Origin of the sequence: Microcystis sp. LE19-195.1E (assembly GCF_027532095.1) — a bacterium.
Classification (GTDB): domain Bacteria; phylum Cyanobacteriota; class Cyanobacteriia; order Cyanobacteriales; family Microcystaceae; genus Microcystis; species Microcystis aeruginosa.
In genome coordinates, this window is record NZ_JAPZSZ010000014.1 from 1 (window position 1) to 22,089 (window position 22,089).

General features: G+C 47.9%; 22 protein-coding genes, 1 tRNA gene and 1 pseudogene. 14 read left to right on the forward strand and 10 right to left on the reverse strand.

Annotated features, from left to right (window positions below; all coding sequences use genetic code 11):
- Nucleotides 1–143: 143 nt before the first annotated feature.
- Nucleotides 144–350 (forward strand): annotated as a pseudogene (locus tag O9300_RS01080) (IS200/IS605 family transposase); the annotation flags it as partial.
- A gap of 168 nt (nucleotides 351–518) precedes the next feature.
- On the opposite strand, the gene O9300_RS01085 reads toward O9300_RS01080, so the two are convergent.
- A complete protein-coding gene (locus tag O9300_RS01085) occupies nucleotides 519–1,994 on the reverse strand; it encodes a leucyl aminopeptidase (protein ID WP_287969534.1) in 1,476 nt (491 codons plus the stop codon).
- A gap of 235 nt (nucleotides 1,995–2,229) precedes the next feature.
- On the opposite strand from O9300_RS01085, the gene O9300_RS01090 reads away from it, so the two are divergent.
- Nucleotides 2,230–2,469, forward strand: a complete 240-nt coding sequence (locus tag O9300_RS01090) for a hypothetical protein (RefSeq protein WP_002757689.1) — start codon at nucleotides 2,230–2,232, stop codon at nucleotides 2,467–2,469.
- Between the two features lie 60 nt (nucleotides 2,470–2,529).
- Here the strand turns inward: O9300_RS01090 and O9300_RS01095 are convergent, their stop codons facing one another.
- Genes O9300_RS01095 through O9300_RS01110 form a run of 4 tightly spaced genes read right to left on the reverse strand, consistent with a single transcriptional unit; the run spans nucleotide 2,530 to nucleotide 5,510 of the window.
- Complete coding sequence (locus O9300_RS01095; RefSeq protein ID WP_061431468.1) at nucleotides 2,530–3,939, reverse strand: NAD(P)(+) transhydrogenase (Re/Si-specific) subunit beta; 1,410 nt, start codon at nucleotides 3,937–3,939, stop codon at nucleotides 2,530–2,532.
- Nucleotides 3,936–4,232, reverse strand: coding sequence for an NAD(P) transhydrogenase subunit alpha part 2 (locus O9300_RS01100; protein ID WP_002733247.1), 297 nt, complete (start codon nucleotides 4,230–4,232; stop codon nucleotides 3,936–3,938). The genes O9300_RS01095 and O9300_RS01100 overlap by 4 nt, the downstream gene beginning before the upstream one ends.
- The gene (locus O9300_RS01105; protein ID WP_287969537.1) at nucleotides 4,229–4,384 is read right to left on the reverse strand and encodes a hypothetical protein; all 156 of its coding nucleotides are present in this window, start codon (nucleotides 4,382–4,384) and stop codon (nucleotides 4,229–4,231) included. The genes O9300_RS01100 and O9300_RS01105 overlap by 4 nt, the downstream gene beginning before the upstream one ends.
- On the reverse strand, nucleotides 4,362–5,510 hold the full coding sequence (locus O9300_RS01110; RefSeq protein WP_287969539.1) for a Re/Si-specific NAD(P)(+) transhydrogenase subunit alpha: 1,149 nt from the start codon (nucleotides 5,508–5,510) through the stop codon (nucleotides 4,362–4,364). The genes O9300_RS01105 and O9300_RS01110 overlap by 23 nt, the downstream gene beginning before the upstream one ends.
- Before the next feature lie 513 nt (nucleotides 5,511–6,023).
- Between O9300_RS01110 and O9300_RS01115 the strand changes: the two genes are divergently transcribed.
- Both O9300_RS01115 and O9300_RS01120 read left to right on the forward strand, forming a co-directional pair.
- Entirely contained in the window at nucleotides 6,024–6,248 is a 225-nt protein-coding gene (locus tag O9300_RS01115; protein WP_149985510.1) for a hypothetical protein, read from the forward strand.
- A 35-nt stretch (nucleotides 6,249–6,283) separates the two neighbouring features.
- Nucleotides 6,284–6,523, forward strand: coding sequence for a hypothetical protein (locus O9300_RS01120; protein WP_287969540.1), 240 nt, complete (start codon nucleotides 6,284–6,286; stop codon nucleotides 6,521–6,523).
- A gap of 171 nt (nucleotides 6,524–6,694) precedes the next feature.
- On the opposite strand, the gene O9300_RS01125 is transcribed toward O9300_RS01120, so the two are convergent.
- The 3 genes from O9300_RS01125 to O9300_RS01135 all read right to left on the reverse strand — a co-directional run bounded on the left by O9300_RS01125 (nucleotide 6,695) and on the right by O9300_RS01135 (nucleotide 9,255).
- Nucleotides 6,695–7,471 (reverse strand): PspA/IM30 family protein, encoded by a 777-nt coding sequence (locus tag O9300_RS01125; RefSeq protein ID WP_287969542.1) that lies wholly within the window; start codon nucleotides 7,469–7,471, stop codon nucleotides 6,695–6,697.
- A gap of 214 nt (nucleotides 7,472–7,685) precedes the next feature.
- Entirely contained in the window at nucleotides 7,686–8,342 is a 657-nt protein-coding gene (locus tag O9300_RS01130; protein WP_002782332.1) for a PspA/IM30 family protein, read from the reverse strand.
- A 22-nt stretch (nucleotides 8,343–8,364) separates the two neighbouring features.
- Entirely contained in the window at nucleotides 8,365–9,255 is an 891-nt protein-coding gene (locus O9300_RS01135) for a hypothetical protein (protein ID WP_287969545.1), read from the reverse strand.
- 79 nt (nucleotides 9,256–9,334) lie between these two features.
- Between O9300_RS01135 and O9300_RS01140 the strand changes: the two genes are divergently transcribed.
- The 3 genes from O9300_RS01140 to O9300_RS01150 all read left to right on the forward strand — a co-directional run bounded on the left by O9300_RS01140 (nucleotide 9,335) and on the right by O9300_RS01150 (nucleotide 11,765).
- Nucleotides 9,335–9,895, forward strand: a complete 561-nt coding sequence (locus O9300_RS01140; RefSeq protein ID WP_287969547.1) for a DciA family protein — start codon at nucleotides 9,335–9,337, stop codon at nucleotides 9,893–9,895.
- A gap of 376 nt (nucleotides 9,896–10,271) precedes the next feature.
- The gene (locus O9300_RS01145) at nucleotides 10,272–10,547 is read left to right on the forward strand and encodes a hypothetical protein (RefSeq protein ID WP_045356513.1); all 276 of its coding nucleotides are present in this window, start codon (nucleotides 10,272–10,274) and stop codon (nucleotides 10,545–10,547) included.
- A 219-nt stretch (nucleotides 10,548–10,766) separates the two neighbouring features.
- The gene (locus O9300_RS01150) at nucleotides 10,767–11,765 is read left to right on the forward strand and encodes a Gfo/Idh/MocA family protein (RefSeq protein ID WP_287969549.1); all 999 of its coding nucleotides are present in this window, start codon (nucleotides 10,767–10,769) and stop codon (nucleotides 11,763–11,765) included.
- 6 nt (nucleotides 11,766–11,771) lie between these two features.
- Here O9300_RS01150 and O9300_RS01155 read toward each other — a convergent pair whose 3' ends face one another.
- Both O9300_RS01155 and lgt read right to left on the reverse strand, forming a co-directional pair.
- A complete protein-coding gene (locus tag O9300_RS01155) occupies nucleotides 11,772–12,722 on the reverse strand; it encodes a branched-chain amino acid ABC transporter permease (protein ID WP_287700435.1) in 951 nt (316 codons plus the stop codon).
- A gap of 12 nt (nucleotides 12,723–12,734) precedes the next feature.
- The gene (gene lgt, locus O9300_RS01160; RefSeq protein WP_287733336.1) at nucleotides 12,735–13,586 is read right to left on the reverse strand and encodes a prolipoprotein diacylglyceryl transferase; all 852 of its coding nucleotides are present in this window, start codon (nucleotides 13,584–13,586) and stop codon (nucleotides 12,735–12,737) included.
- 73 nt (nucleotides 13,587–13,659) lie between these two features.
- Between lgt and O9300_RS01165 the strand changes: the two genes are divergently transcribed.
- From O9300_RS01165 to O9300_RS01195, 7 genes are all read left to right on the forward strand, one after another.
- Nucleotides 13,660–13,742 (forward strand) — tRNA-Leu (locus O9300_RS01165).
- A 603-nt stretch (nucleotides 13,743–14,345) separates the two neighbouring features.
- Nucleotides 14,346–15,377 carry a hypothetical protein gene (locus O9300_RS01170; protein WP_287969551.1) on the forward strand — a complete coding sequence of 344 codons (1,032 nt, stop codon included), beginning with the start codon at nucleotides 14,346–14,348 and terminating at the stop codon, nucleotides 15,375–15,377.
- Between the two features lie 34 nt (nucleotides 15,378–15,411).
- Nucleotides 15,412–16,359, forward strand: coding sequence for a hypothetical protein (locus O9300_RS01175; protein ID WP_287969553.1), 948 nt, complete (start codon nucleotides 15,412–15,414; stop codon nucleotides 16,357–16,359).
- 24 nt (nucleotides 16,360–16,383) lie between these two features.
- Entirely contained in the window at nucleotides 16,384–17,667 is a 1,284-nt protein-coding gene (locus tag O9300_RS01180; protein WP_287969555.1) for a hypothetical protein, read from the forward strand.
- A gap of 72 nt (nucleotides 17,668–17,739) precedes the next feature.
- Nucleotides 17,740–19,722 carry a hypothetical protein gene (locus tag O9300_RS01185; RefSeq protein WP_287969556.1) on the forward strand — a complete coding sequence of 661 codons (1,983 nt, stop codon included), beginning with the start codon at nucleotides 17,740–17,742 and terminating at the stop codon, nucleotides 19,720–19,722.
- A gap of 105 nt (nucleotides 19,723–19,827) precedes the next feature.
- Nucleotides 19,828–20,784: a hypothetical protein gene (locus O9300_RS01190; RefSeq protein ID WP_287969558.1), complete on the forward strand. Its 957-nt coding sequence runs from the start codon at nucleotides 19,828–19,830 to the stop codon at nucleotides 20,782–20,784.
- A 202-nt stretch (nucleotides 20,785–20,986) separates the two neighbouring features.
- Nucleotides 20,987–22,078, forward strand: a complete 1,092-nt coding sequence (locus O9300_RS01195) for a hypothetical protein (RefSeq protein WP_190720819.1) — start codon at nucleotides 20,987–20,989, stop codon at nucleotides 22,076–22,078.
- Nucleotides 22,079–22,089: the final 11 nt, after the last annotated feature.

Genomic DNA, 22,089 nt, shown 5'->3' on the forward strand with positions numbered 1-22,089 from the left:
TGGACAATCTCTCGTTCCTGTTTCTTGTTTACCTTTAGTTTGTACTGGTAGGTAAGCGTTATCACTGTCGTTAGTTTCGTGATGTGATGTATAGTTAAATTGTAACACTTACTGCCTAGTATATCAACTAATTACAATCATAGACCAAACTAATCGCTAACCTTAAAACAGTTAGTAGTCGCTTAATTAGACAAGAATTTCCGGATTTGGCGGCAAAGTATTTCGACAATAAACCTTATTTTTGGGCGGGAGCTTATTTCGTGGCTAGTTGTGGCGACGTTACTGTCGAACAACTAAAAAAATACGTCGAGAACCAAAACTCCCCAAAAGTGGAAAGGCTACTGCGTTAGTTTCATTCTGGTCGCGATTCATCTCCTGTTAACCGCTACGCAGTTTAACGGGAGTCCTCTCGCGACCTTGAGATAGGGGTGAGGGGTGGGGCAGATTTTTCAGGGATCGGTAAACAGTAAACAGTGAAAATACTCCTCACCTAATACCGCTTACCGATCACCGATAACTTAATTATTGGCCATTACCCAATTAACTAGAGTGCGGACGGGAAAACCGGTGGCCCCGGAATTATTAACGCCATTTTCTTTATCGGACCAGACCGGTCCTGCGATATCTAGGTGGAGCCAGGGAGTATTATTAATGAATTGCTTCAAAAATAAAGCGGCTGTAATGGAACCGCCGGGGCGCGGGCCGGTGTTTTTCATATCGGCAATTTGAGACTTCATCCCCTCGAAATATTTTTCTTCTAGGGGCATTGGCCAGAATTTTTCGCCGGCTAATTTAGCGGCCTCTTGGAGTTGAACAGTGAGACCCTCATCGCTACTCCATAAACCGGCGATATCGTCCCCCAAAGCGATGACACAGGCCCCGGTTAAAGTGGCTAGATCTACGATCGCATCCACCTCTAATTTTTCCGCAAAAACCAAGCCATCGGCCAGGGTTAATCGTCCCTCGGCATCGGTGTTATTGACTTCAATAGTTTTGCCATTAGAAGCGGTTAAAATGTCCCCAGGGTGCATAGCGCGACCACTAATCATATTTTCTGTAGCTGGACAGATAAAGTGTACTTCCACTTCTGGCTGTAATTGGGCGATCGCCTTGGCTGCGCCTAGGGTGGCGGCACCACCCCCCATATCCATTTTCATGGTTTCGATGCCACTGCCGGCCCCTTTAATATTCAAACCGCCGGAATCAAAGGTTAAGCTTTTGCCGACGATTGCTAGTTTACGTTTCGGGGTTCCTTGGGGTTTATAGATTAAATGAAGGAATTTCGGGGGAATATCCGAGGCTTTGGCCACTCCTAGGAAGGCTCCCATGCCCAAGCTTTCGCATTCTTCCTGTTCCAGAATTTTGAGACTTAATCCGTATTCGGCGGCAATTTGCTCGGCGGTGTCTGCCATGGTCAGGGGGGTGACGGTGTTAGCGGGAGCATTGACTAATTCTCTGGCCAGAATCACCCCGGAACAGATTTGCTCGGCTTTGGCGATCGCCGATGCTTGCTCTCCTAAACCCAATAACTCGACGGTTTCTAATTTGGCTCCTTTTTCCTCCTTAGTGGACTTGAAGCGGGTATCCTGATGAGTGGCCAGCAGCAGCCCTTCCGTAATTGCTCCGGCAGTGGCGGACTGATCGCCAACTACTGGTAAACTGATGGCCAGAGCTTGGCTTTTTTGTTGTTTGGCCAGACGAGCGATGGCGGCGGCCGCTAGACGCAGGGTTTGCAGGTCGAAATCGGCAGTTTTTCCCAATCCCACCAGGATTAATTTGCGAATCGGACCTCCACCACCTAGACGAGTCGCCGCACTGCTGCCTAATTTTCCTTCGAATTCCGTCTCGGAGATGAGATCCCCTAGGTTTCCCCCTAGTTTATCGTTTAATTCTGCCAATTCTCCTGCAATCTCGATGGCTCCTTCTGGTAAACCTAGGGCTAAAGTATCTCCTGTCCAAGTAAGGAGCGAGGTGTCAGTCGATCGAATATCCATTCTTTATCTCGATAATTCTTTGCAAATTGCTTCTATTAATCACTATACTGTAAGCTCTATCAGTTATCATCGATCATCTATTCAGGTTTAGTGGCTCCCTGCCAAGAATCAAGGTCTAGCTCTTGCTAAAATCATTGTCCCTGATTGCTGATGCTGACTGGGGATAACTGCCATGGGTTCTACTACTTAGAAAAAAATTATCAAGTTTGTGTTGATCACTCAAGGAGAAATTTTTATGGAAATATCTCGTCCTAATCAAGCAGAATTAACCGCAGAAGAACAACAGGAACTAGAAAAGTTGCGGGCTATTATCGAACAGGCTAGTGTTGATGGCGTGATCACTCAAGGGGAAAGGGAAAGAATCGCCCTAGCTATGAGGTCTGATGGTAAAGTGACCCTAGAAGAATTAGAGTTAGTCAGAACTTTAATTACCGAAAAAGTGAGCAAAGGGGAATTGGTTCTGGATTATCTTTAAACTCTGGAAAATCAGATAAAAAAAAAGACGGGGTTTTCACCCCGTCCTATTTGTCAAGAATTATGACAAATCCTTGACTTGTGATACTAATTGTGCTACCACATCTTGAGCGCTACCAAAGAGCATAAAGGTTTTGGGATTGTAGAATAATTCGTTTTCTACCCCGGCAAAACCCGATCGCATACTGCGCTTAATCACGATCGTGTGCTGTGCCTTATCCACGTCGAGGATTGGCATTCCATAAATCGGACTAGCCTTATCGTGACGGGCAGCGGGATTAACCACATCATTCGCCCCAATAATTAAGGCCACATCGACACGCTCAAACTCAGGATTAATATCATCCATATCGTAGAGTTGCGGATAGGGAACATTAGCTTCGGCCAGTAATACATTCATGTGACCGGGCATTCTTCCCGCCACGGGGTGAATAGCATATTTAACCTCAACGCCATTTTTTTCCAACTGTTCAGCCAATTCTCGCACTGCGTGTTGTGCTTGGGCCACCGCCATGCCGTAACCGGGTACAATCACCACAGAACGCGCATAACCGAGCATCATTGCCCCTTCTTCTGAATCGATCGCATGAACCGATTTATCAAGGCTAGAAGTGGCGCTGGCTTCGCCTCCGGCACTAGCACCTGTACCAAATGCCCCAAATAGTACACTAGCCAGCGATCGATTCATGGCTTTACACATGATCTGAGTCAGGATAATCCCCGACGCACCCACCAAAGCACCGGCGATGATCAGCATACTATTCATCAGGATAAAACCGACTACGCTGGCGGCAAGTCCCGAAAAAGAGTTTAAGAGCGAGATAACCACGGGCATATCGCCGCCGCCGATGGGAAGCACGAATAAAGCCCCGAAAATTAGGGAAAGTGCCACCAAGGTCAGGAAAACATCGATCGAGGTGGGATCGAAAAAGAGATAGACACTACCCCCTAAAAAGGTGAGTAGCAAGAGAATGTTAAAGGGTTGTTGGAAAGGAAAAGTTACGGGGGCGCCACTGATTAATTCCTGTAATTTGGCAAAAGCGAGGACACTACCGGTAAAAGTGACACCACCGATCAATACACCCAAAATAGCGATCAGTATCGAGTCAAAGGCAATATTTTCACCACTTTGCAGTAAACGCCAGTATTCGCCAATGGCAATTAAAGCGCTGGCAGCACCGCCTAAACCGTTAAAAATCCCCACCATTTGGGGCATAGCTGTCATCGGGACTTTTTGCGCCGAAACTAAGCCGATAATCGAGCCAATCACCAACGCCACGGCGATTAAACCATAGCTGAGGATTTCTTGATTGATTAAGGTGGCAATAATGGCGATTAGCATCCCGATCGCAGCCAGAAAATTACCTTGACGGGCGGTAGCGGGGGAAGATAATTGTTTAAGACCGATGATAAATAAGATGGCGGCAAGTAGATAGGACAACTCGATCCCTGTGATAAGGGCATTATTCATGATTTAGCCTCTTTTTTCTTGAACATTTGCAGCATTCGATCGGTAACGACAAAACCACCGACCACGTTAACCATCGCCAAAATAACGGCAATTAACCCTAAAATTACGGTTAATTCGTGCCAATCCGTGCCTCCGGCGATGAGGAGCGCACCGACAACGGCGATACCTGAAATTGCATTCGCTCCCGACATCAGGGGTGTATGGAGAGTGGGAGGAACTTTATTGATCACCTCGAAACCGACAAAGGAAGCGAGGACAAATACCACTAAAGCGGTTAAAAGTTGGGCAGTCATTGGTTAAAGAAATAGGGGATAGGGTTTGGGGATTGGGGAAGTGGGGTGTGGGGTGTGGGGTGTGGGGTGTGGGGTGTGGGGAGAATACTGCCTCCTGAATACTGAATACTGACTCCTGAATCCTGATAGCTAAAAAGCGGATAACTGTTCACTGAGGGCGGATTTAATGCGTTGGTTGCGGATTTCGCCGGCGTGGGTGACACAGGCACTATCAATGATGTCATCGGCAAAATCGAGGTTTAAACTGCCCTCTTTGCTGACTAGAAGCTGTAGCAGCATTTGCAGGTTTTTGGCGTACATCTGGCTGGCATTGGTGGCCACTGTGGCAGGAAGATTAACGGCTCCGACGATTTTTACCCCATTAACGATGATTTCTCGTCCCGGTTGGGTGTAGGCGCAATTTCCGCCCTGTTCCGCCGCTAAATCAACGATTACCGACCCCGGTTTCATGGTGGCGATCATTTCTTTGGTGACTAGCAGCGGGGCCTGTTTCCCCGGTACTTGGGCGGTGGTGATCACCACATCAGCCCGCTTAATTGGTTCCGTTAGGGCTTGACAAATGCGCTCCTGTGTGCTAAGAGAAACCTCTTTGGCGTAACCGTTATCGGCGACGGTATCTTCTTCTAGGGGCATTTCAATAAATTTCGCCCCGACACTCTGCACTTCTTCTTTGACTTGCGGACGAATATCAAAAGCCTCCACCACTGCCCCCAAACGGCGGGCGGTAGCGCAAGCTTGCAATCCGGCAACTCCTGCCCCCAATACCAGCACTTTGGCGGGGGCGATCGTCCCGGCGGCGGTAGTCATCATCGGGAACATTTTCGGCAGCCCAACGGCGGCGAGGAGTACCGCTTTGTAACCGGCGAGGTTAGCCTGAGAGGAGAGGGCATCCATGCTCTGGGCGCGACTACTGCGGGGAATTAATTCCATGCTCAAAGCGGTGATCCCGCGCTCGGCTAATTTGGCAATGCGCCGGGGTTGCCGCAGGGGATCGAGAAAGCCGATGAGAATACCACCATTTTTCAGGCGATCGATCTCGCTATCGCTAGGAGGGACGACTTTGAGAATAACATCGGCAGTTTCATAGATATATTCGCTGTTTTCGCTCAGGGCGGCTCCCACGGCACTATAGGCACTATCGGCAAAGTTAGCGCTAATTCCCGCCCCATTTTGGACAATTACCTCAAATCCCGCCTTGACTAAACGGGCGACGGTATCCGGCACTAGCGCCACCCGCGCCTCGCCTTGGTCACTTTCTTTGATTACGCCGATTTTCATGGCTGGGTTTCTCCTTAATAAGTCCTTCTCTTGTCCTATGCTGTTAGGGTAAGGGTTTCGTTAAATGCGATCGATCCCTTGGGATAATTTCGAGTCAAAATTGCTTTTCACTTCCATCCTAGCTATCCTCACCTTTCTGGCTCTTTTTCGGGCTGAATCTTAGGATTATCTTCAGAATTAAAGGGTTTTGAGCACCATTGTTTGGGATTTTTTTTTCTAATGATGAGGTACAAAGTTTTTGTTCTGGGAAACGCTGGAAAGTTTAACAGTAGTCAGTTTTCAGTCGTAGATACCAATTTAGGTTATACTTCATATTGATGAGAAAGGCTGTAATAGGTCTCGACAATCTCAAAGTTTTACAGTTCTTTTAACTTCGATCGCAATTCCGCTAATTCTGCATCTACTGCTGAATCCCTGACGGTGGGTGGATGGGCAGTGTTACCCAGTAACATTTGTGCTTTTAGCCGTACCAACGCAGCTAACCACTCTTTCAGATCGGAATTAGCCAGAGCGATGGCTCTACCGACTCAGGCATTGGGAACCTGTTTTCGCAGGTATTCTTGCCCAAAACGCAAGAATATTAGCAAAATTGCTAAATTTTTGAATATTAGCCTCGCAGAATTAACCGCCCAATTAGAAGATGTAGAATCGGTTTTAGAATTAGAGAAGGCAAAAGCAGCGGATATTATTCCGAGTCGCCGCTCAATTGCCCGATCCAGAAAAGATTGCTCTGATTAAATTTTTAGTCAATACTTTAGAATTTGCCTAAAACTATGAACGACAACGAAAAACGAAAAATTGACAGCATTATCGTCCGAATTGCCTTGATTTTGGGACTGGGATTTTTAGCCGTAGAAGCAGGTCGAAATGTTATCAGCATTTCTTCTCAAAATAGCTTTCCAGAATTAGAGCAACAGGTAAAAGAAGCGGAAAGAAGAGGAGAAAAAGTAAGGAGAGCCATTGAAGAAGCCAACAAACACCGACTTTCTGACCCAGATCAACCAAACCCTTAAGCGAGTGAAAATTCAGGTTAGGGGCGATCAATGACAGTTGATCGCCACTTTACCCGCAAAAGATGGGGGATGTTTTTTCTTTATGACTAGCAATTAATATTCCCTATCTCAACAACAAAATTAATAAATAGAGACGTACCGTAGATAGTACGTCTCGACGCTCTCAAAGTTTTACAGTTCTTTTAACTTCGATCGCAATTCCTCTAATTCTGCATCCACTGCCGAATCCCTGACGGTGGTTGCTTGGGGTAAAGTGGGTTGACTAGAAGTTGTGCTGGGGGGTAATGCTCCCCCGGACATTTGTGCTTTCAGCATTGCCAATTCATCCTCCACATCGCTACCCGATTCTAGTGCAATGAATTGACGGTCTATGTCGCTACCAGTGATTTCACCGATCGCTTGACTACTGGCTTCTAACTGCACAACTTTTTCTTCCATGCGCTCAAAAGCGGACATGGAACTACTGGTATCGATACTGCCGAGGGTTTTTTGGATTTCTTCGTTAGCTTTTGCGGCTCTGGAGCGAGCTACTAACATATTTTTCTTGGTTTTTGCCTCAGAAATCTTACTTTCGAGCGCAATCAAGTTTTTTCTCAGACTTTCTACCTGTACCGTTTGCTGATCCAGTTGATTTTTGAGAATGGCGGCGGTTTCCGTGAAATCTTTCTTGCGTTTAAGAGCTTCCCTGGCGAGAGTTTCATCCCCTTTAGAAAGGGCTAATTTGGCTCTTTGTTCCCATTTATTGGCTTCTGACTGGTCTTTGCTGTATTTTTGTTCCGTTTGTCGCTGTTCGGCGATCGCTCTAGCGACCGCTTGACGTACCTGTACTAGATCCTCTTGCATATCACTGACAGCTTGTTCCAGCATTTTTTCTGGATCTTCAGCCTTGCTCACCATATCATTGAGGTTAGCTCGGACAACTCGGCTAAGGCGATCGAATAAACCCATGACGCTCTTGTTCCTCTCGGTGTGTACTAAATCAGTTAACTGTTCTTAAAATTTCCTATCTTGCCTAACGGCTTATTATCCAATATAAACCACGAGAGCTAGGATAGGGGATAGGAGTTAGGAGTCAAGAGTCAGGAGACAGCTTTTTTCTCCCCACACCCCACACCCTACACCCCACACCCCACACCCCACACCCTACACCCCACTTCCCACATCACCCATCCAAGTTTTCTTGTTTTAACTTGAGTAATTCGGCTTCAATTTGTTTTTGTCCCTCCAAATCTTGGAATTGTCGCTCTAAGGGGTCTTTATACTGGATTAAATCGGCTTGGGATTCGGCTTCTAAGACTTTTGCTTCTAGTTTCTCGAAAATAGTCCCCATCTGACTGCTGTTCAAACTGCCCATGATTTCTTGGGCTTTTTGACTGGCACTCGCCGATCGCAATCTGGCCACATAAAGGCTTTTCTGTGCTTTCATCTCAGCATATTTGCGTTCAATTGTCAAGAGTTCTTTCTTTAACTTTTGTATAATAGCCGTCTGTTGTTGCAGGGAGGTTTGTAGGGGGGCGATCTGACTTTGATAGGTTTGCCATTGGCTGAGAGCTTGGCGGGCGAGTTCCTCGTTACCGTGATGTAGGGCTAATTGGGCGCGTTCGTGCCAAGTTTGGGCCGCTTTTTCCTGTTGTTGTCGTTGGCGCTCGGTACGTTTCTGGGTAGCGACGGCTGCCGCCAGGGCTTGTCGCATTTGCATCAATTCCCCTTCCATCGCCAAGATCGCCTTTTCCAGTAGTTTTTCGGGATCTTGATTTTCCTGAATCAGACTATTGACTTGGGCGCGAATTGCTTGGCCCATGCGATCAAACAAACCCATTGCCGTCCTCCCGATACCAACCCTAATAGTTTACCGAAGTGCCGCTCCTATCAATAATGATAGAACTAGGGACGGGGGACTGGGAGGGATTGGCTGTTTCTGAAGGTGCCGGACTACTGGGAGAAGGGGATGCTTGTAATTCTGGCGGTAACTGTTTCATTAACTCCACCGCCTCCTGTCGGTTTTGATTAGCCAGACGACGGGCTTTTTCCCGTTGAAAAAAGGGTAAATTAGCGGGGGATTCTTCTCTTTGGCGCAATTCCTCTAACATTCGTTCGTTAATGATCGCGGTCGAGGGGGCGGGGGTGACTTGGGGCGGTGGCGGTGGTGGTGCGGAAACTAGGGAAGATACGGGCGGGGTGCTGGGGTCCGGGGGGGCGACGGGTAAAGATTGCTTGAGCTTACTGACGGGTAATTGATGGGCCGGCATTGGGGACGGTGGCGGATTCGGGGGTAAGAGGGCATTAGTCAGATTTCTAGCGGTGGGGGGACTCTGAACCACTGGTGGGGCGGGAATGTTAGTTATCGGGCTAGTTTTAAGGGGAGGAGCGGCAATATTAGCGATCGGACTGGTTTGAGGAGTTTTCTGTACTGGGCGAGCGATCGCTATCAATCGATCGAGGTGGCGGGAGTTATTTTGGCGCTGCTCGAGGGGGGAATTCTCAGTTTTCGTCTGGGTGGGGGTAGTATTGGTTAACCATTGATTGAGACTGAGGAGACTATTAGCAATTAAAAAGATCACCATTGCCCGGATACCCCAAGGGGTAAAAAAGAGATCTTCAGCTTGGGGATAGACGTTAATGACAGCAGCTTCTAGGTATTCTGGTTCCCGAGCGGGATCGATGGCTGAACTGGGTTGATGGACGATCGAGAGAGGGGAATCTTGGGGGGATGGGGATCGATCGGATTTCATGACGGTATTATAAGGTTATGCTGAAAAGTTAGCAGGTTTTTTCGTCCTAGTCTAACGTGGTATTCTCTAGATTTTCCCTATGTCTTTACATTCTCTTGCCAAAATTTTGGCGGCTATTACTCAACAGGAGGGTTGGGAAGAATATCGCCACTATGATCAAGTGCTGCAATTATGGCCAAAAATTATTAATCCCCGTCTGCTGGAGCAAACCCGGCCTTTTTCCCTCAATCGCGGGGTTTTATCGGTGGCTACCAGTAGTGCCGCTTTAGCCCAGGAATTGTCTTTACAACGCTATAGCTTATTAAAACGGCTTAATAGTCAGTTAGAGACTCCCTTGAGCGATATCCGCTTTTCTGCTGCCCGTTGGCAGCAGGATAGTCAGTTAATTCCGCTAGAAGCGATCGCGCCTAATTCCCTCAGAGATCATCCTAGCTATGTCACCCCGGAAAAACCGCCAGAAAATCCCCAGCCACTGGACGGTTTAGAGACTTGGAGCCAGAAAATACGTCATAGAACCCGATCCTGGCCAATTTGCCCTCGTTGTCAGTCTCCCACTCCCTCCGGAGAGCTTGAGCGTTGGCAATGTTGTGCTTTTTGTTTTGCCCAGTCGGGCGGGGTAAAAGATGCAATTTTTTTATAGTCTTGTGGAAAGAGTGGTTTTGAGTCAGGAATCAATAGGCCGATCTTTTCTGTCTTAATTGAACCTGTATTCATCAATTCTATCGAGCTAAGGCTTGATCCCCGTTCTGTTATTGCTGATACTAGACCCAATAACCTCGGCCACAACTGAGTTTAACTCCTCTGTTTTGAGACAGTGCTGCTTTTTGCAAAGTAACTATTAAAAGATTCTAAAAACAAAATTTTTTTTGGGGATCACTAAAAACTATATGGCATATCAGTTCTAGCTGTGGTAGTCAGGAAAATACCCTTGGCACAGGGTAGGACAATATTACACAGAGCGAAAAGAGAGTCATCCCTTGAGTTCCCTATAATCATCTTCCTTTTAAAGCCAACCCATGCAAGCCGCAAACTTTCTTACCTCTTCCTGTCGATACTGCCGATACTATCAAACCCAAGGTCGGCGCGGTGGCACTTGTCAACAACTAGATGTTCCCGTCGAAGCTCATTGGAAAGCCTGCGCTCTAGCGATGCCTCCTTTTAGTACTGAATGGCAACAACTCAATCGGGTGGTTAGTTTAGAACAGTCTCTAGAATTAACCTGTACAGTGTCGCCAACTCCCGTGGTGGTTTCCCCTAGTCGTCATGCTCCCCGACAACCGATCGCGGTTTAGAAGATCTGGGGCCTAAACAGGAGCAAAAAATTGGCGTTGCCCATTAAAAATATGAATGAATTCACCCTCCCACATCTTTTAGAGTGCTATTTTTGAGATAATAGATCAGTTAATTGCCAAGATAAAGCTAGGAAAGGCAGAATTCAGGAGTCAGGAGATTATTTTTATTTATTCTCCCTACACCCCACACCCCACTTCCCGATAATTAATGTCGCCAGAATGCCCCCGATGACTTCTAATCATCCCCTGAAAATTGGTATAGTTGGGACAGGGTTCGCCGCTCAACGTCGCGCTGAAAGCTTGCAAGCGGATGATCGCGCCCAGCTTTTGTATGTTAGCGGTAATAGTGCCGAATCGATCGCTAATTTCTCGCAAAAATACCAAATTTCTGCCCTAGATTCGGCAGTAAGCCTGGCCAGCCATCCCGATCTCGATCTGATTGTCGTTGCCAATGTTAATCAGGCCCATGCCTCGATCGCCCGTACTGCCTTAAAATCCGGTAAGCACGTTATCGTCGAGTATCCCCTAGCTTTCCACCCGAAAGAGGCAGCAGAATTAATCACCCTAGCCGAAACCGAGAACAAATTACTGCACGTCGAACATATTGAACTTTTGGGGGGACTGCATCAAACCCAACAGCAGTATTTAGCCAGCCTCGGCAATATCCACCTAGCCCGTTATACCACGATCGCCCCCGGCAGACCGGCACCCCGGCGCTGGACATTTCATCGGGATTTATTCGGTTTTCCTTTGATCGCTGCCCTTTCTCGTATCCATCGCTTTACTAATTTATTTGGAGAAGTGGAGTCCGTATCCTGTCATTGTCGTTATTGGAATGCCCCGGAATCCGATTATTTTCTGGCCTGTTTGTGTGAGGCGCAGTTATTATTTAAAAATGGCTTAATTGCTGAAGTTACCTACGGCAAAGGCGAAGTTTTTTGGCAAAATGAGCGAACTTTCACTATTCATGGCGAGGGGGGCAGCTTAATTTTTGAAGGGGAAACAGGGCAGTTAATTAATAGTGAAGGTAGCCAAGCTTTAGAAGTGGAAACCCGTCGCGGTCTTTTTGCCAAAGATACCGCCATGGTGCTAGATTATCTGTTCGATCGGTCTCCTCTTTATGTTACTCCCCAAGCCAGTCTTTATGCCCTAGAAGTGGCCTATGCTGCCTATCAATCTTCTTTGTCGGGAAAAACAGTTTTTCTCGCAGACAATTAAACCGAATTAGACTTTTTGAATTAACTTTCTGCCTAGTAAACCCTGGGGACGAACTAACAACATAATAAAGAGAATAGCAAAAGCGATCGCCTCTCGATAACCGGAATATTCTGCGGGAACAAAAGCTTCGGCAATACCCAATAATAAACCACCGATTACTGCTCCGGGGATACTTCCCAATCCCCCTAAAACAATCACTCCTAAACCTTTTAATCCGAAAGCAATACCGAAATAGGGGCCAGCGATACTAACACTAGAACCGACTAAAGTTCCTGCTAAACCTGCCAAGGCACCACTAATAAAAAAGGTAATCACGATAAATTTTTCGGGATTGATCCCCAACAAACTGGCCGTGGTGACATCTTCAGCTACCGCTTGTAAAGCTTTGCCCATTTTGGTGAAATTAACCCAATAAGTTAGCAAAGCCACCATAACTGCTGAAACCAGAAAAATAATAATCTGAATTGTGCGAATTGCCACGGGGCGATCGGCTGTACCGAAATTAATTGCGGGGGGAAGATTGCCGTAAATACTATCGGGAAAAGTATAAATTTCTGCCCCGAACAAGTATTGAATAACATTGACAATCACCACGGCTGCTCCTAGGCTAGAAACCAAGGTTAAGAGGGAATCGGAACCCCTTACCCGGAGAGGTTTAAAGGCCAATCTTTCCAGAAGAACCGAGGTGAAACCTGAAAGGATACAGCCGAGCAAAAGTGCCAAAAAAAAGGGCAGGGAAAAGGGTAATTTGGCATTAGCCAATAAACCATTAAAACCGAAAACTCCCCCCGCTAGAGCGTAGGTAAAATAGGCTCCGAGGGTAAAAATTGCGCCATGGGCAAAATTGATAATCCCTAAAATGGAAAAAATCAAAGTGTAACCGAGGGCAAAAATAGCATAGACACTACCGATCGATAAACCGTTTAAAACCTGTTGAAAAATCGTTACTAGATCCATTGTCAGGGTTAGCTAGGGTAACTTTTGATTATAACTGACGGTCGCCACCACATCAGGTAAAGGACGCTGCAGTTTGTATAACCAGAATAAACCGAAAATACCGATAGCGATCGCTCCTAAACTAATTATTTGCGCCATTTTTAGAGGCCCAAACATTAAACTATCGGTGCGTAGCCCCTCGATCCAGAATCTACCTAGACTGTAGGCGATAAAATAGACTAGGGTAAGGGTGCCAATTTTTAATTTACCCGGGTGTTTTAAACCCCAGAAAAATAGATAGATGAGTAGGGTAAAAACTCCCATATTCCAGAGAGATTCGTAGAGAAAGGTGGGGTGAAAATAATCGACGGCGATATATTCTAAAGGACGACTAGCCGGAGGAATAAACAACTTCCAAGGTAAATTAGTCGGACTGCCAAAAGCTTCCGAATTAAAAAAGTTACCCCAACGTCCAATCGCTTGACCGAGAATAACTGAAGGGGCCACCAGATCGAGTAATTGCCAAAGAGAAACCCGATTAATGCGGGCAAAGATTAGGGCCGCCAGCAAACCCCCGATAATTGCCCCGTGAATAGCGATACCTCCCTTCCAAATGGCGATAATATCGGCAGGATTTTGCGCGTATTCTTGCCACTGAAAGAGAACATAGTACAGACGGGCTGCAGGTATAGCCCCCACTACTAACCAAATGGCCAAATCAGCGATTAAATCGGGATCGATCGCTCTTTTTTGGGCGAGGTACTGGGAGAGGGTGACACCCAATAATACCGCCATAGCGATGAGAAATCCATACCAGCGCACCGAAATCGGTCCGATCTCCCAGAGGATCGGGCCGGGGGACTGAAAGACAAAACCTAAGAGCATAAAATTATTAAGAATAAAAAATTTTATCTTTCCTATAGTATCTTATGCTATGATGAGGTATGCTGACATATTTGCGGATGTGGCGGAATTGGTAGACGCGCTAGATTTAGGTTCTAGTATCTTTTTGATGTGTGGGTTCGAGTCCCTCCATCCGCATTAACCTTCGGGTCGATGAAGTGTAACCTAATTTGGTGTTGACGACCGACAACTCAAAACAAAGACTTCTTACCGATTCAGGAGAGAGGAGACTTCTCGGTTTAGTAAATTCAGGCATTTTGTCCGATAAATAAGGTTTCTGTCAGTTCAAAAACTCTTTGATCTGTATTTTTTCCTTTTGACGGCTGACTCGGACAATGCTGACTCAACCAGAGGTTTTTAAATTTTTTACAGGAAGTCTAATATCATTTTGCCAAAGTAATGAGAGACTTAGTTGATTATTCTCAGGCGCAATTTCGCTCTGAGAAAAGAATTGCACTTGCAGATATCAGTCACGACTATTGAAAATTACTACAACGTCCCTTAAATGAGTTACACCAAATAAGTGACCTAGATCGTGTGACTGGTAAGAGGGAGAGGAACAATCTATACTAAACAGTAATAGAGAGCTAGATAGCAAAATACTCCTTAGCAATATCTCGCTCTAGCTCTCGATGTGGAATACGAGAAGACAGACAAGGTTAGGTCAGACCTAATTCAGTCGAAATTGTTCTTAATTTTATCGACATTTTAGCGACTACTTGCGCTCAGGAAGGTACTTATATGGATCAGCCTTTTGAAAGTGATGTTATGGAGGATTTAGCCGCTAATTCCTCCTTTGGCGATGAGGGAGCCTTCGATGCTTGGGACGGGATGGAAGGCGAAGGTTTTGAAGGATTTGAGGCCGAAGATAGTTTTGGCGAAGAGCAATTAGGATGGGAAGATCTGGGAGGAGAGGGCTTTCTGGGAGGAGACGAATACGAGGCAGAATTAGGGGAAGATTTCGGCGATGATTACTTCATCGATAGCGAAGCCAATGATTGGGATGCCCTAGAAGAAGCCGTTGCCGATGCCCTAGATGCGGAAGACAGCGATGAATTTTTCCGACAATTATTAGGAGGAATTAGCCGGGTGGCGGGGGCAGCCCGTCGGGGGGCCACCACTGCCGGCCGGGTAGCCCGGGGGGTGGGACGGGCGGTCAAAACTGCCGGACGAGTAGCTGGACAGGTGCAGCGAGTGGCGGGACAAGTGCAGCGAGTGGCGGGACGTGCTGGACGGGCTGCCAATCCCTTAGCCAGTATTTTGGGGCAAATAGCGCCGCTGCTGCAACAGTATGCCGCCCAGGGCTTTGATGAATTGGATGCCCTAGAAGACTTAGCTGATTTATTTGCTGATGAGGAGCTAGATGCGGCTTTACCCGTACTAGCTGGTATGGCAGCCCGCACTATGGTTAGACCGGCGCTGCGCCGCGCCGCCCTTAGTAGCCCTCTCCGTCGTCAGATCGTTCGCAGTACCACCCAAGTGGCTCAAAATCTAGTCCGCCGTCAGGGACCAGCTGCCCTGCGAGCTTTGCCGACAATAGCTCAGAGTGTCGGACAAACCGCCGCTCGTCGTCGTTTATCCCCCAGTCGCTTACCGCAAGCTATCCGACAAACCGGGGCGAGAGTGGCGGCGCAACCCCGTTTAGTACGGCAGTTATCCCGTCCCGCCCCGGGAATGAGAAGAACTTCTGTTCGCCCCGGCCCCAGTCGCGGTGGTCTGCCCCAGCGCCTAAGACTACAAGGACCGGTGGAAATTATGATCACGCGCCTATAGCTATTTCTGCCCTTGCAATTAGGAGAGAAAAATCATGTACCAAGCCTTTGAAACCGATGTCATGGATGACTTGTTTTACGATCAAGTGGAAGGCCCTGCCCAACGGGGCAACCATTACAATAGCTACGATGCCGGGGATGAATTCGGGGAATACGATCTGGCCGAAGCCGATGATGATGCCTTTATCGGTGGTTTAATCCGCAGTGGTCAGGGATTTGACGAGATGGAAGACTGGGGAGAACAGGGCTACGATTCTGGTTTCGATGCCCTGGAGGATGCCCTGGCCGATGCCCTGGCCGAGGAGGACACGGACGAGTTTTTCCGAAGCTTGGGACGCAGCGCTCGCAACGTGGGACGTAGAGTCGGACAAGTTGCTGGAAGAGTGGGCCGGGGAATTGGTTCCGTAGCCCGCGTGGTCGGACCGATCGCCAGTATGATTCCCCTACCGCAAGCGCAATTAATCGGACGTATTGCCAACGTGGCCGGAAGACTTTTAGCCGATGAGGCCGATGAGTTTGAGGCTTTGGAGGACTTATTTGACCTGGCCGAGACCGAAGATGCGATCGATGCGGCTGCTCCCTTTGTTTCCGCCGTTGCCCTGCGGACCGCTATGCCCAATATCTCGCGACTACCCCGGCAAACTCGCCGGCAATTGGTCAGTAGTGTTAGCCAAGCTACACGCACCCTCGCCCATCGTCAGGGTTCGGCCGCCGCTAGAGCTATGCCTCGCATTGTCCGGGGGGTTAGTCGTACCGTTGCCCAAAGAGGTTTACCCGCCCGATCTGTGGCCCCTGCCGTGCGTCGTGCTGCCGCCCGAGTCGCCCAAAGTCCCAGCACCGTGCGCCGTTTAGCCCGTCCGCTCACCACCGCGTCCCGCCCCGGTCGGCAATCGATGCTCGGGGGACGACCTTGCCCCACCTGTGGCCGCAGCCATAGCTATCGTCTGCGCGGACCGGTAACGATTCGGATTCAAGGCAGTTAGGCAACCAACCGCAATGGGGGCAGTATGGGAACGAGAGCTTTTCTACACAATAAAATTTTAGATCTAACGGCGCGAGCGCGTCGTCTAGCCAGGGTAAATTATGCTTCCGTGGGGATTCGCCCCCAAGATTTACCCTACGCTCCCTCTCCCGACCATTTTCGGGCAGCTAATCAACGTCTGGCTAAGATTGATCGGCAAATTCAGCGTCGTCTTCAGCATCTACAAGGGACGTGGAACGAGTCACCGATAGAGCGAGTTTTAATCGATATAGCACTGGTAGAACGGGAAATTGACCGCGCTCGCCGTAGTTTTGGGCTATTTTTTGAAATTTTTAGTCAAAGGGGTTCCTCTTTTGCCGCCGCTCTCGCCGCCCATGATCTGATCGCGATCGATTGTTATCGGGCCGTTCGCGAGTCCTCCCCGGGATTATTTCGCGCACCGATGCTCAAACCCTTGTGTTATATGGAACACGGTTTCTCGCCCGCTACTATGCGTCGTGGAGTTTTGCTGACTCGTCTTTTGGGAGAACCTAATCCCTTCCCGATTATCCGCATTCCTTGGGATCGAGATAATCCGTGGCAACCGGTCTTTATCCACGAAGTAGCCCACAATCTGCAAGCGGATCTGGGGATCTGGCAGGAAAATCGTCAAGCGGTGATCCGTCGCATTCTCGGCACCAGTGGCGACCCCAGTATTACTCGCATCTACGGACGCTGGCATAAGGAAGTTTTTGCCGATTTAGCGGCGATTTTATTAGCCGGTCCGGCCGCGGCCTGGGGAATGGCACTTTTTCTGGCTCATCCCGCTCCCCGTACCCTTACCTATCGTCCCGGAGGAGCGCACCCGACGGCATATCTGAGGATTTTGGTCTTAGCGGAAATGTTGCGACGGATGGGATTTGGTCAAGAAGGCGATCGCTTACGTCGCGTCTGGCAGCAAATCTATAACCCTAATCGTTTTCACCGTCTGCCGGCACGTCTGTTAACCACCTCGGAATTATTGATTCCCCATCTGGTGGATGAAATTGCCTATCAAACCCGTCGCAATCTCGCCCAACAGGCCTTAGCGGATATTATCCCTTTTTCTGAAGATGATGAAAAAGCGATTCAAGCCGGTGCTAGACAATTAGTCCAAGGAGGGGTTCCCCCCGATTTACCGCCGCGATTTCTGGTCAGTGCCGCTAGTTATGCCCTCGCTACTGGTCAAATTCCCGCCCGTCAGTTAGCCAATCGGGTTATTAATCATCTTACCTCCCCTATTCCCCCATCTTCACCCAGTTTTAAAGAAATACAAGCCGCTTTGCTCTGAACAGTTAGGAATATAGGGGATAACTGATCACTGAAAAAACCCCAATACCTTTTTTCCTTGCCCTGATAAATTATGAACACTTCATCTGGCAATCCGTTTAATTATAGTAGTGCCATGGCCAAAAATAATGGCCTGATGCCGAACAGTAGTTCTCGTATGGCGTTGGATAATCTTCTGCGGCGAGAATTAAAAGTCAGCGATCCCAATGATGCCAAACAGATAGCAGAGGCATTACTAAACCGCTATAAAAACAATCCTAGAGCATTAGCCATCAACAAGGAGGCGGAGGGAGTTCCCTTTCTTTTGGCTTCTGGTACACCGATGCCCCTGCAGCAAGCCCCCACATCCTCCGATGCAGAAATGCAGCAAGCGATCAATGATGTGGAGCGGGATTTGCAGGAACTGACCACCAACTCCATCCTCAAGGACGTGACCCCAGAATTGGAAGGCTGGGCGATGGCAGTTCGTTCTGCCATTCAGGAAGGGGTGAATTCGGCTCGTTTTGCCCTCGATCCCAGACAGCGGGATAAAACCTTCGGCATCCGTCGCACCTTGGGGGATTATGCTCGCCTGGCGCGGCTGGTTGGGGCGCTGACTCCTACCATGAGCCTCATCTATCGCAAGTTCGCTCAGAGTTTGGATGAAGTGGCTTCCGTCTTATTTGTGATGATGGGTGAAGCACTCTCCAATGTCGGCTTCGGCGGTCGTTATCTCTTACAGGCTCCCTATAGCGAGTTACAAGTGCGCCGGGATGCTGTTATCTATGCCCTGCGGAATTTAGTCGGGGCAACTCAAGAGGCTTATGCTCCCAACGAATGGCCCAGAGGGATCGATGCCTACCGCCAGCTTTTCCAACGGTTGGAAGAACAGGGACAAGGCGATCTTCGCGCTCTCCTGGTTGAAGGCGAGTTAAGTCGCGTCATGGATGCGCTCATTCAAAGGTCTGGTCAGGGTAGTGTCGCGGGTTTGCGCCAATTAGGGGCAACAGCACAGTTGGATGTCGAACGCCTGCGGCGCCTAGTCATCGTTGGGAAGAACTTGATCTATCCTGCTGCTCCACCTCTGACTGCTTTTCTGGAAGCTTTGCAGCTTTTTGTGGATGGTTTTGAGCCATCCGGTGGATTCCGGCTGCTGCGGATTGCCCGACCGCCGATTTTGTTCTATGGCCTGTATGGGATGTCCGCCTTCGATGAAGCTGAAGAAAGGCTGCTACGGCTGATCATTGAGCGCAATCAGCTTGCGGATAAACTGGACTGCTATTTGCAATGTGGCTGTACTTCTAAAACAGTTCTCTGCCAAATCGTTCTCGATAAAATTCTTTACGATCTTGATCGCGCGATCGACCTCTATGCTGTGGGGACGCAAGATACTAACGATCCTCTGAAGAAATCGCCAGAAAAACGGGCAGTTGCCTATAGCTACATCGTGGATGTTTTCCTATTTCCTAATCAGCCTAACGCGGGAGGAACGCTTCAGCGGGGTCGCTGTCTCCTAGAAAATGAGACCGAGGATGACGGCGGTTTATTACCTGGCGAACAGGGTAATTCCCAACAGTACCTCAATCATCTCATTTATCAAAGTTGTTTGCAGATTCGCAAGGATCTTTATGTTTCTTCTGGAAACCTTGAACGCAATGACAACCAGGTACTAGCAGCACTTCCTGACAATGACAAAACAATCAGAGACTTAGTTTGCCAAGAATTACAAGTTCAAAAAGACATGGAAGGTCGTTGGGAAAATCTGGTGCAAACGATGGCTCCGTCGTGCATACCATTTAGGAATGTTCGATGGAATAATTCAAACAATAACCACTCAGTATCAGGAGTATTTAATGTCATGAATAGCCTAATTAATCGAGCTTTACAGAGAGCTTTAGGGAAACCCGAAGATGATAGCCAAATCGATCTTGAAGTGAAATTTGAGTTACCCGGTAACTACGAAGAAAGCCTGCGTGACATTGCTGATAAGATGCCTCCGCAACTAGAGGATATTTCTGAGGCTGTGGACACTATTGCTTACAATCTCGGCGAGCCTCGACGCCCAGCAGCACCCTAGCATACCTTAAATAACAGGAAAAGCCATCATCAAGCCATGAGGAACTTGATACTTAAATTACTTGTATTGATGTAGAAAACAACAATCATTTAGGGGATGATTTCTATGAATACGACTTCTGAGAAGAGATTGATAGAATTCGTTAAAGATCTCTCGAAAATAACTCAAAAGACAGCGACTCCACCTACTGATGCAGTCGGATTACAAGAACTTTTGCGCGGAACAGATCAGGAAAACCAACCAAAAGTGGCAGGATTAGGAGATATTGATACCCGTCTGGCAGAGATTCGGGATGCGATTAGTATCCGAGGAGAATCAGGCAGTTTCGTCATTCAGATGTTTTTGCTAACTTACCTCGAAACTCTCTCTGCAGTTTTAAGGAAGGGAGACTGCAACCTGTTCCGACAAATAGCGCAATTTCTGGCTATTTCTGGAAATGACTTGCACTTCTATGCAAAGCGGGGGGACGTGCTGAAAGACGGGCTTTTAGATGATTTTAACATAGCCTGTTCCGGTTTTGATTGTACAAATTCCGACTTACTTAAAGCTCGCCTAAAGTTGCTGAAAGATGTAGAGGATAAAATTTTCAAAAGCCTTGGTGGTGCAATCGCTCAAGGACCGAAAGGAGATGCAGGACCGAAAGGAGATCAAGGAGATGCAGGACCTAAAGGAGATCAAGGAGATCAAGGAGATCAAGGACCTCCAGGAGAAGTTAAAAATCTCCAAGAGATTTTAGGAAGGCTTGACACTCTCGAAATAGATATGAAGAAGTTTAACCAGCTTAAACCAAGCCTTGACCTAATAGTTTATCTTCTTCTCAATCACCCTTACCGCCCAAATCCACAACAGCTTTTCTTGCAAGGAGTGTATCAGGATGTTAATGCCTGGGATCTCTTGAAGCTTTTAGATCAGGGAGACTCACTGTATAAAGAGAATTGGGAGATGATTGAAGAGATGTTCGGTGAAAAAGATGGGCAGCTAAAACCCAAAACCCAACGGTTTCAAGAGTTTCTTCAAAAATTTAATGAGTTCCAGAAGCACCAAAGTCCTCCTGCTGGCTGACTAAGCAATTTAGATTTCTCTTTTTCAGAAATTCAGGAAAGTTCGGCTGAACAGGTATCTCAAATCGAGACCGATTCAAAAAACAAAATCTCAAAGTTCTGGCAATCAATTCTAACTGTTTGGAGAAAAATACTGAGAAGCTCAGGATGAAACCCATACCCCTGATTTCACCCCTGATCAAGTAACCTAAAGGAATCCAACCATGACCTACAACACCACAGAAACCATTCAACGCTTGTGGGCGACCTTTTTGAGAGATCAATTAGGAGCGATGCCCCCGGAAGAGCGCCAACAGTACGAACAGCAACTCGAAGACCGTTTCGGTGAACTACTCAAGGGGGCTGCCGACGGTTCCAGTAGTCCCGATAGTTTCCTCGATTTAATCGGATTTGGACCCAAAGGACCGGTTCCCTTCGAGAACGTTTCCTATCCCTATATCCAGCCAGATTTCGATGATTCCGTCGTTCCTAGTCAACTGCACGCTGCTGCCGAACTGTACTATATTTACCAACACGAACGGATGAAAGTTTTTCAAGTCATCCAAGTGCTGCAGCGTCTGTTTAGAGAGGGACGGATGCGGATTCAACGGGGACCGGGGGCGCGAGGTCTATATTTACTTGACAAATGGAAACCTTTGCGCTATACGATCCGCGACCGGATGATGGCCTACCGTCGCGCCTTTAACTACGGTAATGCCCAACCACCTTCGGGGGCGATCGTTAACCGCAATTTTCATCGGCAATTAGTCGGGTTTATGGTGGCCGTTGCCCAATATTTCCGAGATTTATTGATCGGGGAAGTAATTCGCGGTGGCACTCTCATCGAACAGCGACCCTTTGGCAGTATCGGCACGGTTCAACGCATCGGCTTGGATCTGCGCTATGCTCTCGATCGCTCCACCTACGGTAACATTTTGGCCCTGACGATGGAAACTGGACATTATCTCAATACGGTTCTCAACCTTTTGGATGCACCCGATATCAAAAAAGCCTTCGATGCCAATACCAAATGGGATGTGATCGAAATCGTCTCCAATCGCTATCTGGGGGGTATTGCCGAACCTTCCCAACGGGCAAAAATGGCGGAAAGCGGTCGTCGGATTCTGCAATTTGTCGCCGATAACGACTTTAAAACCGCCCTTGACCCGATTTTATTCCAATCGGAACTCAGACCCATGGGTCCCCATTCGGAAGCTTGGTTGGCTGCCTATCGCATGACTCCCGAAGGCCGGGCCTTTCCGGGGGTAACTCCGGCGCTGCGCAGTGTTATCGGTTCGGGGTCTGCTGGGGTGTAACGCTATTTTTT

Bases quoted from the DNA above. Each gene is read 5' to 3' on its own strand.
- O9300_RS01085 (WP_287969534.1), bottom strand. From the start codon at position 1,994: ATGGATATTCGATCGACTGACACCTCGCTCCTTACTTGGACAGGAGAT.
- O9300_RS01090 (WP_002757689.1), top strand. From the start codon at position 2,230: ATGGAAATATCTCGTCCTAATCAAGCAGAATTAACCGCAGAAGAACAA.
- O9300_RS01095 (WP_061431468.1), bottom strand. From the start codon at position 3,939: ATGAATAATGCCCTTATCACAGGGATCGAGTTGTCCTATCTACTTGCC.
- O9300_RS01100 (WP_002733247.1), bottom strand. From the start codon at position 4,232: ATGACTGCCCAACTTTTAACCGCTTTAGTGGTATTTGTCCTCGCTTCC.
- O9300_RS01110 (WP_287969539.1), bottom strand. From the start codon at position 5,510: ATGAAAATCGGCGTAATCAAAGAAAGTGACCAAGGCGAGGCGCGGGTG.
- O9300_RS01115 (WP_149985510.1), top strand. From the start codon at position 6,024: ATGGCTCTACCGACTCAGGCATTGGGAACCTGTTTTCGCAGGTATTCT.
- O9300_RS01120 (WP_287969540.1), top strand. From the start codon at position 6,284: ATGAACGACAACGAAAAACGAAAAATTGACAGCATTATCGTCCGAATT.
- O9300_RS01125 (WP_287969542.1), bottom strand. From the start codon at position 7,471: ATGGGTTTATTCGATCGCCTTAGCCGAGTTGTCCGAGCTAACCTCAAT.
- O9300_RS01130 (WP_002782332.1), bottom strand. From the start codon at position 8,342: ATGGGTTTGTTTGATCGCATGGGCCAAGCAATTCGCGCCCAAGTCAAT.
- O9300_RS01135 (WP_287969545.1), bottom strand. From the start codon at position 9,255: ATGAAATCCGATCGATCCCCATCCCCCCAAGATTCCCCTCTCTCGATC.
- O9300_RS01140 (WP_287969547.1), top strand. From the start codon at position 9,335: ATGTCTTTACATTCTCTTGCCAAAATTTTGGCGGCTATTACTCAACAG.
- O9300_RS01145 (WP_045356513.1), top strand. From the start codon at position 10,272: ATGCAAGCCGCAAACTTTCTTACCTCTTCCTGTCGATACTGCCGATAC.
- O9300_RS01150 (WP_287969549.1), top strand. From the start codon at position 10,767: ATGCCCCCGATGACTTCTAATCATCCCCTGAAAATTGGTATAGTTGGG.
- O9300_RS01155 (WP_287700435.1), bottom strand. From the start codon at position 12,722: ATGGATCTAGTAACGATTTTTCAACAGGTTTTAAACGGTTTATCGATC.
- lgt (WP_287733336.1), bottom strand. From the start codon at position 13,586: ATGCTCTTAGGTTTTGTCTTTCAGTCCCCCGGCCCGATCCTCTGGGAG.
- O9300_RS01170 (WP_287969551.1), top strand. From the start codon at position 14,346: ATGGATCAGCCTTTTGAAAGTGATGTTATGGAGGATTTAGCCGCTAAT.
- O9300_RS01175 (WP_287969553.1), top strand. From the start codon at position 15,412: ATGTACCAAGCCTTTGAAACCGATGTCATGGATGACTTGTTTTACGAT.
- O9300_RS01180 (WP_287969555.1), top strand. From the start codon at position 16,384: ATGGGAACGAGAGCTTTTCTACACAATAAAATTTTAGATCTAACGGCG.
- O9300_RS01185 (WP_287969556.1), top strand. From the start codon at position 17,740: ATGAACACTTCATCTGGCAATCCGTTTAATTATAGTAGTGCCATGGCC.
- O9300_RS01190 (WP_287969558.1), top strand. From the start codon at position 19,828: ATGAATACGACTTCTGAGAAGAGATTGATAGAATTCGTTAAAGATCTC.
- O9300_RS01195 (WP_190720819.1), top strand. From the start codon at position 20,987: ATGACCTACAACACCACAGAAACCATTCAACGCTTGTGGGCGACCTTT.